This is a genomic window from Persicimonas caeni, assembly GCF_006517175.1.
In the GTDB taxonomy this organism is placed as follows: domain Bacteria; phylum Myxococcota_A; class Bradymonadia; order Bradymonadales; family Bradymonadaceae; genus Persicimonas; species Persicimonas caeni.
On record NZ_CP041186.1, the window covers coordinates 496072 to 510563 of the forward strand.

14 protein-coding genes are annotated in these 14492 nt (G+C 61.9%); 6 read left to right on the forward strand and 8 right to left on the reverse strand.

Features of this window, described 5'->3' with window-relative positions; all coding sequences use genetic code 11:
• The first annotated feature begins 87 nt into the window (after positions 1 to 87).
• Positions 88 to 840, forward strand: coding sequence for a VIT1/CCC1 transporter family protein (locus tag FIV42_RS01990; RefSeq protein ID WP_141196047.1), 753 nt, complete (start codon positions 88 to 90; stop codon positions 838 to 840).
• 37 nt (positions 841 to 877) lie between these two features.
• A complete protein-coding gene (locus FIV42_RS01995; RefSeq protein ID WP_141196048.1) occupies positions 878 to 1270 on the forward strand; it encodes a thioesterase, FlK family in 393 nt (130 codons plus the stop codon).
• A 243-nt stretch (positions 1271 to 1513) separates the two neighbouring features.
• On the opposite strand, the gene FIV42_RS02000 is transcribed toward FIV42_RS01995, so the two are convergent.
• Positions 1514 to 1753, reverse strand: a complete 240-nt coding sequence (locus FIV42_RS02000; RefSeq protein ID WP_141196049.1) for a hypothetical protein — start codon at positions 1751 to 1753, stop codon at positions 1514 to 1516.
• Positions 1754 to 2656, reverse strand: a complete 903-nt coding sequence (locus FIV42_RS02005) for an ATP-grasp domain-containing protein (protein ID WP_141196050.1) — start codon at positions 2654 to 2656, stop codon at positions 1754 to 1756.
• A 149-nt stretch (positions 2657 to 2805) separates the two neighbouring features.
• Here FIV42_RS02005 and FIV42_RS02010 point away from each other — a divergent pair, with 149 nt between their 5' ends.
• Complete coding sequence (locus FIV42_RS02010; RefSeq protein ID WP_141196051.1) at positions 2806 to 3348, forward strand: hypothetical protein; 543 nt, start codon at positions 2806 to 2808, stop codon at positions 3346 to 3348.
• Between the two features lie 15 nt (positions 3349 to 3363).
• Here FIV42_RS02010 and FIV42_RS02015 read toward each other — a convergent pair whose 3' ends face one another.
• Entirely contained in the window at positions 3364 to 4047 is a 684-nt protein-coding gene (locus FIV42_RS02015; protein ID WP_141196052.1) for a hypothetical protein, read from the reverse strand.
• A gap of 297 nt (positions 4048 to 4344) precedes the next feature.
• Here FIV42_RS02015 and FIV42_RS02020 point away from each other — a divergent pair, with 297 nt between their 5' ends.
• Together FIV42_RS02020 and FIV42_RS02025 are read left to right on the forward strand one after the other, a co-directional pair.
• Complete coding sequence (locus tag FIV42_RS02020) at positions 4345 to 5058, forward strand: penicillin-insensitive murein endopeptidase (protein WP_141196053.1); 714 nt, start codon at positions 4345 to 4347, stop codon at positions 5056 to 5058.
• 188 nt (positions 5059 to 5246) lie between these two features.
• Positions 5247 to 6113 carry a hypothetical protein gene (locus FIV42_RS02025; RefSeq protein ID WP_141196054.1) on the forward strand — a complete coding sequence of 289 codons (867 nt, stop codon included), beginning with the start codon at positions 5247 to 5249 and terminating at the stop codon, positions 6111 to 6113.
• A 283-nt stretch (positions 6114 to 6396) separates the two neighbouring features.
• Here FIV42_RS02025 and FIV42_RS02030 read toward each other — a convergent pair whose 3' ends face one another.
• Positions 6397 to 7422, reverse strand: coding sequence for a M28 family peptidase (locus tag FIV42_RS02030; RefSeq protein ID WP_141196055.1), 1026 nt, complete (start codon positions 7420 to 7422; stop codon positions 6397 to 6399).
• 123 nt (positions 7423 to 7545) lie between these two features.
• Here FIV42_RS02030 and FIV42_RS02035 point away from each other — a divergent pair, with 123 nt between their 5' ends.
• Entirely contained in the window at positions 7546 to 8556 is a 1011-nt protein-coding gene (locus tag FIV42_RS02035; protein WP_141196056.1) for an archaemetzincin, read from the forward strand.
• Positions 8557 to 9018: 462 nt separating this feature from the next.
• Here FIV42_RS02035 and FIV42_RS02040 read toward each other — a convergent pair whose 3' ends face one another.
• The 4 genes from FIV42_RS02040 to FIV42_RS02055 form a co-directional block, all read right to left on the reverse strand.
• Positions 9019 to 9435 carry a PilZ domain-containing protein gene (locus tag FIV42_RS02040; protein ID WP_141196057.1) on the reverse strand — a complete coding sequence of 139 codons (417 nt, stop codon included), beginning with the start codon at positions 9433 to 9435 and terminating at the stop codon, positions 9019 to 9021.
• Between the two features lie 97 nt (positions 9436 to 9532).
• Positions 9533 to 10543, reverse strand: coding sequence for a hypothetical protein (locus FIV42_RS02045; RefSeq protein WP_141196058.1), 1011 nt, complete (start codon positions 10541 to 10543; stop codon positions 9533 to 9535).
• Positions 10544 to 10756: 213 nt separating this feature from the next.
• Positions 10757 to 11869, reverse strand: a complete 1113-nt coding sequence (locus FIV42_RS02050) for a hypothetical protein (RefSeq protein WP_141196059.1) — start codon at positions 11867 to 11869, stop codon at positions 10757 to 10759.
• Between the two features lie 383 nt (positions 11870 to 12252).
• Positions 12253 to 14136, reverse strand: a complete 1884-nt coding sequence (locus FIV42_RS02055) for a receptor L domain-containing protein (protein ID WP_141196060.1) — start codon at positions 14134 to 14136, stop codon at positions 12253 to 12255.
• Positions 14137 to 14492: the final 356 nt, after the last annotated feature.

Here is a 14492-nt window from a genome sequence, read left to right on the forward strand (position 1 = left end):
AGCGCGCACAGACCTGAGGCTTGCCAACGGGGGCGTCGGGTGCAATTTTCCTTCCGATAATCCCAAACCGACAGGACGGGAAGACCGTTGGCCGACAAATCCACAGATCTCGAACACAGCCACGAGCCTGAAGACGTTCGCGATCGCCTCGAGGGCGAGCACGAGCATAGCTACTTGGGAGACGCCGTTTTGGGCGCGATCGACGGCGCCGTGACCACCTTTGCGGTCGTCTCGGGCGTCGCCGGCGGCGGACTCGCAGGCGGCGTGGCTGTCTTGCTCGGCTTCGCCAACCTGCTCGCCGACGGGTTCAGCATGGCGGTGAGCAATTACGAGAGCACCGCCAGCACCCAGCAGATGGTCGAGCGCCGACGCCGCCAGGAGCAGCGCCACATCGAACACGCCCCCGAGGGCGAGCGCGAGGAGATCCGCCAGATCTTCAAGCGCAAGGGATTCGAGGGCGACCTGCTCGAGCGCATCGTCGACACCATCACCGACGACCGTGAGCTGTGGATCAACACGATGCTCTCCGAGGAGTACGGCCTGCAACTCGAGGGGCCCTCGCCGTGGAAAGCCGCGGCGACGACGTTCGTGGCGTTCCTCGTCATCGGCTTCTTGCCACTGCTGCCCTTTCTGCTCACCGGGCTCTCTCCGGAGCAGACGTTCATAGGCAGCGCGGCCGTCACCGGCGTCACTTTCTTGGGCATCGGCCTGCTCAAAGGCTACGTCACCGAGGAGCCGCTGTGGCGCTCCGGGCTGACCACCCTGCTCGCCGGCGGCGGCGCCGCCACCCTGGCCTACCTGACGGGAAGCTGGCTCAGACAATTCGTCGAAACGATCTAGCGATTGATTTTCTAGTTAAGAGACCGAGGAGAGACAGATGACCACACAGCCGAACACCCACCTGAATATCGACCCGAAACTATGCGGCGAGCCCGTCGAGCTCGACGAGGGCCGCGCGAAAGTCCGCTTCGAAGCGACCCAAGAGATGGCCGTCGACGAACGCGGCTTGGTCCATGGCGGCTTCGTCTTCGGCCTCGCCGACTACGCCGCCATGCTCGCCGTCAACGACCCGAACGTCGTGCTGGGCGCCGCCGACTGCAAGTTCACCGCGCCGGTCACAGTCGGCCAAGAGGTCGTAGCGACCGCCGAGGTCACCGAAGAGAAGGGCAAAAAGCGCGTCGTCGAGGCGAGCGCGATGGTGGGCGACAAGAAGGTATTTCAGGCGACGTTTACGACGTTCGTGCTCGAGCAGCACGTCCTCGACGCGTGATCCTTCTCCCCCCAGCTCCGCTTCGCTTCGCAGGGGGCTATCAAAGGGGAGGTTCCGCCCTTCGGGCTCTAAGTGCATTCACGGAAGACTTTCGCAATATTTGTTCGGTGCGGGGGCATCTTGCCCTCGTCGGGGAGAGCTGGAAGCACTCGCACCGAAATCCGAAAGATTTCCGTGTTTGCACTAGATGGAGTAGGCTTTGATTCGAGCACGGCGTGCGCCACCTGAACGTCTAGCCTTCGCTTACTCTTCCGGCTCATCACGCCAAAAGAACAACCTCGCCACGAAAACAGGGCCTCCGACCATCAGGTAATACGCCACCCCGTATAAAGACCAATGCGCCCAATTGACGTAATCATCCCCGTAGAAGACACCGCCGGGATTGTGCTGCCAAGCAATGTACATCACGAGGGCGGCCGCCGGCAGCCCTAATAGCGACGCACAACCGGCTGCTTTTTTGACCCGCAGCTTCTTCTCGCCCACTTATGTTCCCTCCTGCCCGAGCTCTGCAAAGAACTCATCTTCATCAACTCGTTCGGGAAGCCCGGACACTTGCCCGTCGCCGACCTCGACGACCAACCACTCGCCGTCGACGGTCCGCGCCACGTCCATGCTGAAAAAACGACTGTCGATCCGATCGGCAACCTCGCCGAACCGGTCGACGGGCACCTCTAGCGCCGAGGGATAGTCCGACTCGTCCCAGTACGGCGCCAGGCTCACGAGTCTGCCGTCGAAGAAGAAGAGTCGATACTCGAGGACCGACGGGGCATCCCCCTCGTCGACTGTCGGAAGCGTCTCGAACTCGACATAGCGACGCAGCACCAAGCCGCCTTCGAGTTCTCCGCCCTGAAGCTCGATGAAGCGACGTACCACCTGCAGAAGCCTCTCCGTATCCGAAGCGCTCGGTACAAAGCACGCCTCGTCCCAATAGTGCTTCTGCGACTTCACGTAATCCTTGACGATGATGGCAGCATCACCAAACGCCGAGGCGGCGTCGCAAATATCTGCGTCCGAGTGCTCCGCCCCTTCGAGCCAGACCGTCTGCGGCGTCACCCCCTCGAGGACCCCGTAACTCTCCGGCAGGTAGTGACAGTGCCGGTACTGCTCCGGCGAGTTGACCAGCATATAGCCGCGCGCTTCGAGCGCGCCGTAAAGTCGGCGGTATTGAGCTGGCGAGAGCATCCAGCCTCGATAAACCGCCTCGACTGCGGGCTCTTGGCGCTGCGGTGGCGTGACCTCGGCAAAAGGCTTGCCGGACATCTCCAGCCCCTCGAAGTCGATCAGATGGCACGCGTCGACGACGTCCCGCGCGGCGGCAAATTCACTGGCATAGACGGCGTCGGCGCGGCGACGCTCGAGCGGATCAGAGCAAAAGAAGATGTGCATGATATCCCCTGTCGTGGCGGATGTTGGTGGGCTCGAAGATAGCGGCCCGCTACGCGCATGGCCAGCGGGTCGAAACCGTGAAGGTAGAAAGCTACGCCAGCGCGGGGTATGCTGCGCGCATCCTCCGTTGACGATCACTTGGGGACCGCATGAATACCGACCAACTCGACATGAAGCTATGGCCGCATGTCGTCGTCGATGCCTGGCTCGCACCGGCGGCCTCCTTTGGCGCCATTTTCGGGCTCCTCATCCTCAATGAGAGATACGTCGGCGCCGCCGCCATGAACGTGCCGGCCGCCGAACTGTGGCCATATGTCATCGGCGCCATCGTGGCGGTCGGATTGGTACGCACGCTCAACCTTCGCTCCTGGTCTCAAAACTACCGATTGAGCATCGACGAGGAGACCCGCACGCTCGACGACGGCGAGCTGACGTGCACCTTCGACGACATCCGTTCCGTCGCAGAACTCCCCGGCGGCTACCTTCGAGTGGCCACGCCAGGTGGAGACATCTTTATCCCCGGCTTTGTCGATGGCATCGAACAGGTGCGCGAGACACTGTCGAACGTGCAGCGTATCGAAGACCAAACATCGGGCGTGGCAGCTATCCAGGAGTTGTGGCGGCGCTACGACACCTGGGTGTGGTTGGTCGTCTTGCCGCCAGCCATCAGCTTGTTGGTGAAGATGACCTGAGCAACGAGGTTCCCCTCACCAAGCCATCATCGCCTGCGCCACCCAAACCGCCGCGTCCCGCAGCGGGGGCACCAGGAAGATCAAAAAGAAGAACGCCACCGGCGCCACGATCATCCACCCCACTCGCATCAACTTGAGGCCGGCGCCGGCGACGGGCTCGGGCGGCCAGTTCTCGGTGTCGCGAAATGCCCAGTAGGTGCCCTGCTCCGGCTGCCAATCGAGCGACCAGAACGCGCCGGCGGCGCCGTACAGGAACGACGAGGCGAAGAGGTTCGCCGACCAGGTGTAGGGATACGAGCCGTCGCGAAAGTACAGGTAGATATCGTACGACCAGCTCGCCGAGAATAACCAAACCGCCGCGGCCACAAGCAGATGACCGACCGCGCGCTCCCCACGCGCCACTTGCCACATGATCGCCACGCTCGCCGGGGCCGTGGTGTAGGCGAGGATCGCCATGAAGCTCGCGTCGACGTAGTCCCAGGTGACGTCGCCGGTGTACGGGGCCATGACGTTGATGCCGATGAACGCCACCACGAAGAACGCGAGCCTCCACGGCGCGAGTAGGAATCGCCAGTAGTCGCGCCACGCCCACTCGAAGTCGGCGCGGTTGGGCAGCCAGTAGGCAAACGCGATCAGGCAAAAAAGAGCCCAGAAGGCGATATACGACTCGGGCCAGGTCGTCAGCGTGTCCCAGTTCATTGACGTTCGGGGGTCGAGGATGAATTCGTGGTCTGCCGAGTATAACACTACGTTCGGTTCGATTTCATCCGCACTACTTCTCCCCCGTGGGGGAGGTGACTCGCGCGCCTTACAGCGCGAGTCGGAGGGGGCACCAACAACTCACCACGCCTCGTCATCACAGAATCTGCACGAACTCACAACGCTTGCGGCACGACCCCGCCATCTCATCTCCCAACGCTCGAGCTAGCTTGTACTTCGACCGAAAGAAGACAAAACTGACTGGAGGCAGTTCGCCGCCGAAAAGGGTGATACTCGATGAAACTCGTTCCCTCGAAAGGCATTATCGTGCTCTTCGTCTTACTACTCCTCGCCGCCGTTCACTCGGGCAACGACGTGCTTCGCCTGTTCGAATCCGACGCGCCCAGCCGGAGCGCGGGCTCGACCTCGGCGGGCGAACTCGTCGACGGAAAGCGTCTGCCGAGTCACGGCGAGAACTTCGTGACCTACTCGCGATTCGGCTCGCTCATCGGGCGCACCTGCGTACCCGACGATGTCCGCGAGGTGGCTCTCACCGCCTACGCCACACTCGCTGCAGACATGCCCGATACCACGTTCACCTACGGCGAGACCGCCTGGTGCTGGGGCGGCGGCCGGCTGCGGCCGCACCGCACCCACCAGAACGGACTGTCGGTCGACTTCATGGTGCCGGTGGTCGACGAGGCGGACGAGCCTGCGAGCTTTCCGGCCTGGCCGTGGACGAAATTCGGCTACGGCGTCGACTTCGACGCCTCCGGCAAGGGAGACGGGTTGAGCATCGACTTCGACGCCCTCGCCGCACACCTGCTGGCGCTCGACGACGCGGCTCGGGAGCATGGCGTAAAGATTCGCCGGGTCATCTTCGCCCCAGATCTTCGTGGTGAACTCTTCCGCGCGAAAGGCGGCCAAGAGGTACGCCGGCGCATTCGGTTCATGCCCGGCAAGGCGTGGGTGCGTCATGATGAGCACTACCACGTCGACTTCTCGCTATAGATTCGGTGCAAGTTCATCGATGGTTCGTTTCGCCCTCTTCAATCACCTGACTTTGGTGCACCGAGATGATCATCATCTCCATTTGCGAGAGCCGGTGACCCGACAACGAAGGGCCGTTGAATCCTCCGGCGACCTCTGCCACTCTCGAAGTCTCAATCGCCCCCAACACGACAGTCCTCGGGGAAGCAATGGACGACCTGCGGCCGCATCGACTCGCGTATATCCTGCTCATCACCGCCACCACGCTCCTATTCGCCGCACCGGCGACCGCTCAGTGGCAGAGTCATTCGAGCCAACGCTACAAGTACAAGGTCAACGTCCCCGAAGAGTGGACCGCCACGCCTCGAACGGAGCTGTCGACGGCGTTTCGAGAGGACGTATCCTTTACCCTGGTGTCGGGGGAAGGTGAGCACGCCGCCGATCTTCGCTCACGTGTGGCCATCGACCGCCTGTTCCAAGAGGACGCACAGGACGTCGAGGGAATGCCTCCGTTCGCTCTGGCGGTCACCATCGGCCTCGATCGCTTTGACGAGCCCGACCACGACGTCAACTTCAATCGCGCGCAATTCTTCGAGAGCATGCGCGAGTCAATCGAGGCAAACTCGGAGATGTGGACCCACCTGGTCGACTTCGGTGAGCCGCTGCCCGAGTTCGACGGCGACGCCATCTGGGTCGACACCGAATCGCTGCAGCTCATCTTACCGCTCGAGCTCGAAACGGCAGCCGGCGAGCCCGACCGAGGATTCATCTGGTACAAAGTCGGACGTCGCTATGTGGTCGTCCTCCAGTTGCTGATGCCGCAAGAGGACTGGGATTCGCGGCCCGAAATTCGCCGCCAGCTCTTCGACTCCTTCGAGCTGTATCCATCGCAGGTGGTGCCGCGTTCGGATTCGAGCCTGGTGGGCGGCCCGGGAGCGCCATATCGCAACTTCGGCTTCCTCCTCGGCGCTGCGTTTGCGCTGTGGATCGCCTGGAAGATGGTTGCGAGTTGGATGGGAGCACAAGAGGCGGCGCTGGCGGGTCCCCAGAAGGAGGCCGGAGAAGAATCGGAGTGATGAGCTATGCGTCTGCGCGGGGAGTGGCCCTCCGGAGTGGGCCGGAGCCGACACGCCCAGCCCATCAAACCACAACCGTCTTCTCGACGATTTCGGCGAAATCTCGATGGCTCATGGGAGGTCGAATGGAGCGGAGGGGGAGGTAGACCGAAGCCTTACGCTCCGAGACTTCCGGTGGCGTCTGCACCTCGGAAGGCTCCGTATCGAACGAGACAAAGAACCCTTCTACATACCTCAGGCGTTCACTTCCTGGCCAGTAAGCCCTCGGCGCGGATTGTGCGCTTCATTCCTTCGCCCACTCCCACACCACCGGCTCCAGGCCGTCGACCACCCGCGCGAACCTCTCGTAGTCGAGCGAGTCGGGCGTGTCGGTCTCCTTGTGGTAGTTCGTGTTCCGCAAAAACGCGGTGTCGGTGACCATCAGCGCCGGGTAGTCGGCGTTCCAGAATGGCATGTGGTCGGAGAGGTCGATGCCCGAGAAGCCCTCGGGCGCGGCGAGTCCTTCGGAGGGAAACTTTGCCTGCTCGCGAAACACGGCGATGCTACGCCGAAGCTCGGCGCGGTTGCCGAGCGAGGAGACAAACGCGATGAAGTTGCCGCGGTCGGGATAAAAGTATTTGAGGAAGGAGTGGTATCGCTGGCTGCCGGGGGCGTCATCGTAGTAGCCGAGCATCTCGAGTGACATCATCAAAACGATGTTGTCGCCTCGCTCCCTTGCATTCTGGGCGTGCACATGGCTGCCCATATTTTCGGTGCGAAAGAACGGCGGCTCCTCGTTGACGAAGAGCACAAACCGAATGGTGCGGGCGGGGGTGCGCTCGGCGAAGCGCCGGGCGAGTTCGACGACGCCGGCGGTGCCGCTGGCGTTGTCGTCGGCGCCCGGGTTGGTGTGTTCGGCGTCGTAGTGCGCGCCGACCACTATCACCTCGTCGGGTCGCGTCGCCCCCTCGCGCTCGGCGATGATATTGCGCGCGCCCTTGGCATTCTCGACCTCTTCGAAGGTCACCTCGTAGCCGATACCCTTCAACTCACCGACCAGATACGCCTCGGCGCCTCGATATTGTTCGACGTTGGTGAAGTTACGTTCGGGATAGTCGGCAGCGAGCACCTCGACGTGGGTGCGAAGCCGCTCGGAGAGCGCGCGCTGCTCACCGGTGAGCTCGGGTAACTCGCCCTCGTAGGAGTCGCCGGGCATCCAAGACAAAAAGACCGCCACGCCGGCCATCGCGATTAGCAGGACCGCCACGCCGAGCGGCACGCGGTACAGCGTCTTGAGCCACTCGCGGCGATCTTCTGGAAAAAGCTTCATTCGGGCCATGTGTCGCCCCACCCATTTGGTGTGTTGTTTCGACACAGTCTATACGATTCATGGAACTGCTTCCATCGACCGTTGTCTAAATGGGTTCAGCCGCGAACTCGAGGAGACGAGCCGATGAATGAAGAAGCGTTCCTGCCCTGGTACACACGCCGCCCGAAGCTCCTGTTCGGGTGTTTTCTCGTCGTCTTTTGCGCTGTGAACGCCTGGATCTTTTACTACGAGTACCAGTTCGTTCAACGCGAGGCCGCCGAGCGCACGGCGGTCGCCGTCGACGAGGCGCGGCCCGAGGCGGTGAGTTTTTGGGAGAACGACGGCAGCTTCACGCTACTCGGCGACGCCAAGCCCGGCGAGTGGCGAGCGCGGTTTGCCGAGCACAAACAAAGCTTCGAGGACTGGGTCGAAGGTCCGCGGCAGCACCCCAGCGAGGGGCGCAAGACGATCTATTTGCAGCCAATCGGCTCGTTCGAAGATTCCGGGCTCGATCTCGGAAAGCTCGCGGCATTTGCCGAGATGTATTTTCGCATGCCCGTGGCGGTGCGCGCGCCCATCGACCCGGCCGAGCTCGAGTTTCGACGCCGAAAGAACCCCCATTTCGGCCAGGAGCAATGGCTTACCGAGGATCTGCTATCGGAGCTGTACGACCGGCTTCCCGACGACGCCTACGCGATGCTCGGGCTGACGATGACCGACCTGTGGCCGGGCGATAGGTGGAACTACGTCTTCGGGCAGGCGACCTTCAGCGAGCGGGTCGGCGTCTACAGCTTCGGGCGCTACGACCCGACGTCGCGCCTGTCGCACGCGGCGCCCTACGGTCTAGACCGGCGGAAGACGATGATGTTGCGAGCCATGAAAATCCTGACCCACGAGACCGGACACATGTTCGGCATCCGCCACTGCCTGCATTACGAGTGCAACATGAACGGCACCAACTCGCTTCGCGAGCTCGACGAGCAGCCGTTGCACCTGTGCCCGGTTGATCTGCGCAAACTACACGCGGCCACCGGGTTCGACCCGGCGGCGCGCTACCACGACTTGGCGGGGTTCTACGAGCGGCGCGGCCTGCACGAGCAGGCGCGGTTTGCGCGTCGACGGTCTCGGCTCGGGCAGGAGCGCTCGTCGCGCTAATGGTGTGACACCGAAGTAAGATTCAACCTTTCGGCGAGGATAGCGCCGCCAGATTCGGATGCGAACCCCGCAGGCGATGTGCTGGGAGCGCAGCGACCGAATGCCCTTGGGGTGCAGCGCATCGTCGAGGAGTGAGCGCCGAAGCTGGTGGTACTAGTCCGGCGAAGGTGAATCGAATCTCGGTGTCACACCACTAGTTGCTTCGCGCTACGGCCCGGCTCTGTTAATCTCGCGTCCCTGAAAACCCAATCAATCAGGGCGGATACCGATGCAAGACACCAAAGCCATTCTACACCGCGCGGCGCTTGTGAGATCGCTCACGAGCAGGGTTGGCCCAACGATTACGCCAAGGCCGCCGCGCGGAGGCTCATACAGCTACAGTCCGAGACGTATCCGGAGCTTTCAGGAGTGTTCGATCGACCGGTGCGCTTCGAAGGACTCTGGCGAGCCCTCCCCTTGCATTCACTCGTCGTCGGCAAATAGCAACGCCGAGCGCAGCTCGATGAACTCGGTGATCCGGGCGATGGCCTCGTCGCTGATGGTCACGAATTGCACACCGAAGCCCTTGTACTCGTCGGGCTCCTCGCCGGGCTCTTCGCGCAGCCAGGCGACGCGGCCGATGGCGCGAAGCGGCTCGTCGAAGGTGGGCAGTTTGAAGACGAGCTTGAACTCGGTGTCCCGGGGCAGAAGCTCGTCGGTGGCGATGAAGAGGCCGCCGTCGCTGATATCTCCCGACATGGCCTTGTGCTGCTCGCCGTCGTAGGAGAACGCAACCTTGACCTGGGCGCCGTGGCGCTCCTTTCGGCGCTGGTCGTCTACAAATAGGTCGCCGTCGAAGTAGACGTCTTCCCATTCAATGTCGTCGAACTCGTCGTCCATGGTTGCGTGCCGGAGGTGCAAAAGGTTTGAGTTTCGCGCGTATACCGGAAAGGCAGTATAGCGCGAAAGTGCGCTCGGGTTAACAGAATTCAAAGAATCAGAAACTCCACCCCAGGCTCAAGCCGGGCAAAACGACGCGTTTGTTGAATTTGGCGGTGGTCAGCGTGGCGCGCAGCAGGAATCCGCCGTCGGCCTGATATTGGTAGCCTGCCTGCGCAAACCCGGTGATCGCCCCGGCCGTTCCGGTCAACACGCCGTCCTCGCGCGCTTTGAAGCTGGCGGCGACCACGCCGAGTTGGACGAGCAAGCTGTGATGGCCGCCGAAGAAGGTCGTCGTGGCATAGACCGGAAGCGAGGTGAGCTGACCTGTGCCATCTCCGACGAGAAAGTCGAACTCGCCCTCGGAGTGACCTATCCCAATCCCGACGCCCAGGTCGTATTCGATCCCCCAGAACGTCTCGTCGATGTGAAAGAAGCGCTCGTAGTTGAACGTGGAGGCCCCACCGTGGCCCACGACCTCGAGATAGAGGAGGTTAGGGCGTCGTCCGCGTACGTCGGTGGACGTCGGGGCGGACGTGTCGGGCGCCGACTTCACGTCATTTGTGGTGTTGGGCTCGGAGGGTTCTTCAGGCACCCTCGGTCCGTTGGGCTCGTCGGATGTCGTCAGCGCGTCGGTCTCCTCGGCGCACGACGCGTCGATCTCGGCGAGGTATTGATCGGCCTTCTTTTCGACCAGGTGGGGCGCCGGCTCGGCGACTGCCGGAGCGTCCTTCGCTTTGGTCAGCGCAGCGCGCGCCTTCTCGCAGTTGCCCAGCTTTTGGTAAGCGCGGCCCAGGTTCAGATACAGAATATTGAACTCGCCGCGAAGTACCGCCTCCTCGAGCTGGGCGACGGCGCGGGCGTAGTTGCCCTCGACGATATTCTCGACGGCGCGGTCGTTGAGTTCGAGTTGGGCGTCGGAGGGCGCGGCCGGAGCTTCATTGTGCGCGGGTCGAGCGTCGTCCCCGGATTCTTGAGCCGACGCAGACGCGCTGACGGCCAGCATCAGCGCGATCCCGATGACCCCGCAGGTGCTCACTTTGCCAATTCGGCGAGCCGAGTGGTTCACGTCTTTCCTCGAGTTGGTAGAGCCATGTCGCTGCCCCCAGTCTAGCGCACATCGAGGGGATCGCTCCAGTTTTCTTCTGCGCCCGCACGAGCTTGTGACAAAACTTGTGACAAAAAAATGAGCCCGGCTCCCACGAGAGGAGCCGGGCTCGGCCGCCCACGTTACCGTAGTCGGTAGACCGGCGGGCGTCGGTAGGTGTTGTGAAGGGCTCAATCAGTCGAGGTCGTGCAGCACGTCACGGCTGCAGCCGTCGATGTCGCCGTCTTCGAGGCACTTGGGCAGCTCGATGTCGCCATGTTCATCGTCGTCATCGTCGCCTTCCTCGATGTCGTCACCGCCACCGACGTCCACGCAGATCTCTCCGCAGCCGGCAGGCGGCACGGTCACGTCGACCTCGCAGGTCGTGGCGTTTCCGTCGTTGACGACGTCACCGCCGACCTCGAGGCCGTCGACGAGCGTGTCGACGAGGCAACTCTCGAGCTGGGCGTGGTGCAGCACCAGGACGTCGCCCATCACTTCGACCAGCGACGGCAGCCACAGACGCTCCATCTCCGGATTGCGCTCGATTTCGAGGTCGCCGCCGATGCTTTTGAGCCACGGCGCGCTCACGCCTTCGAGGCTTCCGTTGAAGTGGACGATGAAGTGGCCGTCGACGTGGACCAGCTTGGGCAGGCACAGGAATTCGAGCCCGTTGCTATGCTCGAAGATGAACTTGCCCCAAATGGTGGTGAGCATCGACAGGTCGAGATCGACCAGCTTGTTGACGCCGGCGAAGATGACGTCGTGGTTGACCGTGGTCAGCCACGGGAACAAGGCGGCGGTCAGCTCCGCGTTGTTGAACACGTGCAGGTAGCCGCCCACGTAGCGCAGCTTAGCGAACTCGACGCTCTCGAGCTTGTGGTTGCCTTCGACGACCAGTCCCTGGCCGACGTGAGTCAGGCCTTCGAGAGCGACCGCCGATTCGAGATCGGCGTTGTCCGAGATCGCCAGGTAACCCGACACACTTTTGAGACCTGCGAGCGCGCTCAGGTCAGTGATGCCGGCGGTGTCCTGGATGAACAGATGCCCCCGAATACGGAAGCAGTCCATGTTCGCATAGGCCTGAAGGTCGGCCTGGCTGCTGATGCGAACGCTGTGGTCGATGAGTTGGCAGCTCGTCGAGCTGCCGCCACTGCCGAGCGCCCCACCCTGTGAAGACGAGGTCGGTGTCGTCGGCGAGTCGACGGGTCCGGTCGTGCCAGCTTCGCCACAACCGACGATGCCGCCGACCAACAATGCACATAGGATAGAAAACAGACTAGCCAATCTACTGATTTGGTTTCTCACTTCGTACTCCCCTCGGGTACGGCAGCAAAGGATGGACAGGCAAAGCGGGTCGACCCAGCTCCCCCGAGCGGGTCTCATCGCTTTCCATCCGACAATTCCCCCGATGCCGCTCGCACCCGACTACTAAGTTCTGAGTAAACGAACAGCGATTGTTCAGCCACCGCGCGTCCGCGGTGTGTGCTGATGTCCCCGAAAGGGCGACACCGTCGCACATGGAGGCCTCACCAACCAATGTAAGGAGAACCCATTGCTTTTAAAGGGTTTAAAGTTGGTTTTCGGCAGATTCATGAAGCTCGAAACGGGCACAAGAAATGAAAACGGCCGGGGCGAGTGCCCCGGCCGTCAGTGCCGCATAGCGGCGAGTGTCTAGCCTCGGTTACCGATTAACGGCGAGGCATCGGAGTGGCCTGTCCTCCAAGCGGGCACTCGTATTGGTTATTGATGCCGTCGAGCGTCGACGCAAGGCGCAGCATCTGCTGGCGGTCGAGGCTGGCCAGCGCCATGTTGACAGCATTGATGAGGCGGCCTTCCATCGACGGGTAGTTGACGTCATCGTGGCAGGCATTGAGCAGCGAGGCGACCGCGTGGCGAAGAAGGATCTTCGCGCCACCTTCGATGCCGGGGCCGCCGCCGTAGTTGAGCGCGTCGAGCAGCGAGTCGCCGCTGAAGCCGCTCAGCTCGCTCGGCAGGGTAAAGACCGACCCGAGGGTCATGTCGTAGCTGTACTCGTCACACCAGGCGTTGGTGTGGTTTTTCCAGTAGCCGGGCGTGCACGCCTCGAATTCCTCGTCGTCGTCATCGTCGTCATCGTCGTCGTCATCGTCGTCGCCATCGCGGCAGTACTTGTCGACGCACTTCTTGTACTTGTAGTAGACGCACTTTTTGTACGCGTAGCCGCTGTATTCCGAGCAGGCCTGCTTCGCCTTCTCTTTGCAGCGCTCTTCGCACGTCATGTCGTCGTCATCGTCGTCGTCATCGTCGTCGCCCGGCATCTCGCAGTACTTCTCGACGCACTTGCGATACTTTTTGCGCACGCACTTCTTGTACTTGTAGCCGCTGTACTCCGAGCAGGCCTGCTTCGCCTTCTCTTTGCAGCGCTCTTCGCATGTCATGTCGTCGTCATCGTCGTCGTCGTCATCGTCGTCGCCCGGCATCTCGCAGTACTTCTCGACGCACTTGCGATACTTTTTGCGCACGCATTTCTTATACTTGTGGCCGCTGTATTTTGAGCAGGCCTGCTTCGCCTTCTCTTTGCAGCGCTCTTCGCACGTCTTGTCGTCGTCATCGTCGTCGTCATCGTCGTCGCCGGGTGGCGGGCAGTCCTTGCCTTTGCACTCGCAACGGTCACAGGCTTCGGTCGAGCACCAGGACGGCGGGTGGATCGTCGGGCTTTCGCACATCGTGTTGTTGCCCTGAACGATGGTCTGTCCGCCGATATACTCGATGCCCTTGATGAGCGCGCGGATATGACAGTTCGACCAGACGTGGTTGAACAGGATCTCGACGTTGCCCTTGACCTTGTCGAGGTCACGCAGGTCGACCTTGACCAAGTTCGGGTTGCGCTGGATTTCGAGCTTGCCGCCAATGTACTCGAGGTTGGGCGCCAGGATAGCGAGCAGGTCGCGGTTGAAGTGGACCAAGAAGTCGCCTTCAACGCGCTTGAGCTGCGGCAGGCACAGATACTCGAGCGGCTCACTGTGTTCGAAAATGAACGTGCCGCCGACGTACTTGAGGCACGGCAACTTGAGCTTGGTCAGCGCATCGTCACCGGCGAAGATGACGTCGCCGCCGACTTTTTCGAGGCACGGAAGATCGACCTCGACCAGACTCTGGTTGTTGAAAATGTGCAGATAGCCGCCGACCTCGTCGAGCTCGGGCAGGCGAATCAGCTCGAGGGCGTGATTGCCCTCGAAGACCAGGCCTTCGCCGGTTTCCTCGAGGTTCGGTAGAACGGCCGACTTGAGCGCGGTGTTGTCGGCGATGCCGATATAGCCGGTCACCGAGCGCAGTCCGCTCAACGCGTTCAGATCGACGATATTCGTGGAGTTCTGGACGAACAGGTGCCCCTGGACGTCGAAGCATTCCAGGTCGACGAAGGGCGCCAGATCGCTGCGATCGTTGATGTTGACGGTCTCATCGATGGTCACACACGTGGTGTGGCCCATCTCGCCGTTAGTGGTCGTCGAGTCGTTGGGCTGTGGCGTCGAGTCGTCGACGTTACCACAGGCGGCAGTGGCGGCCATCATCAGGGCCAGCATTCCTGCCATCCAAATAGAATTCCAGCTTTGGCGTTTGTGCTTCACGATAATTCCCCCTTGAAGCGCGAGTCGCCCACAATGGACTCCCCGTCATCGGAAGCACGCTCTTTCCCCCGAGCGGACATCCCCCCGAATCACTGTCTCGAGAAGCTGGCTGACTCTGGCTTCACAGATAAAGAAGCAGTTCAGTTAGCGGTACATCTCAGTACATCCAGATCCTGCCAGTACGCCAGTTACTGCAAGCAGTTCACATTGCTCTCTCCCTCCTCGAGGCCCGAGCCTTCCATCCGCCTCACCGCCCCCAAAGCGGTCAGTTGATGACATGTGCGAGATGGTGGTCGGCCTCCCCTGGTTGCGCGTTGCGT

Coding starts and splice junctions, on each gene's coding strand:
- FIV42_RS01995 (WP_141196048.1), top strand. CDS start 878: ATGACCACACAGCCGAACACCCACCTGAATATCGACCCGAAACTATGC.
- FIV42_RS02005 (WP_141196050.1), bottom strand. CDS start 2,656: ATGCACATCTTCTTTTGCTCTGATCCGCTCGAGCGTCGCCGCGCCGAC.
- FIV42_RS02010 (WP_141196051.1), top strand. CDS start 2,806: ATGAATACCGACCAACTCGACATGAAGCTATGGCCGCATGTCGTCGTC.
- FIV42_RS02015 (WP_141196052.1), bottom strand. CDS start 4,047: ATGAACTGGGACACGCTGACGACCTGGCCCGAGTCGTATATCGCCTTC.
- FIV42_RS02020 (WP_141196053.1), top strand. CDS start 4,345: ATGAAACTCGTTCCCTCGAAAGGCATTATCGTGCTCTTCGTCTTACTA.
- FIV42_RS02025 (WP_141196054.1), top strand. CDS start 5,247: ATGGACGACCTGCGGCCGCATCGACTCGCGTATATCCTGCTCATCACC.
- FIV42_RS02030 (WP_141196055.1), bottom strand. CDS start 7,422: ATGAAGCTTTTTCCAGAAGATCGCCGCGAGTGGCTCAAGACGCTGTAC.
- FIV42_RS02035 (WP_141196056.1), top strand. CDS start 7,546: ATGAATGAAGAAGCGTTCCTGCCCTGGTACACACGCCGCCCGAAGCTC.
- FIV42_RS02040 (WP_141196057.1), bottom strand. CDS start 9,435: ATGGACGACGAGTTCGACGACATTGAATGGGAAGACGTCTACTTCGAC.
- FIV42_RS02055 (WP_141196060.1), bottom strand. CDS start 14,136: ATGGCAGGAATGCTGGCCCTGATGATGGCCGCCACTGCCGCCTGTGGT.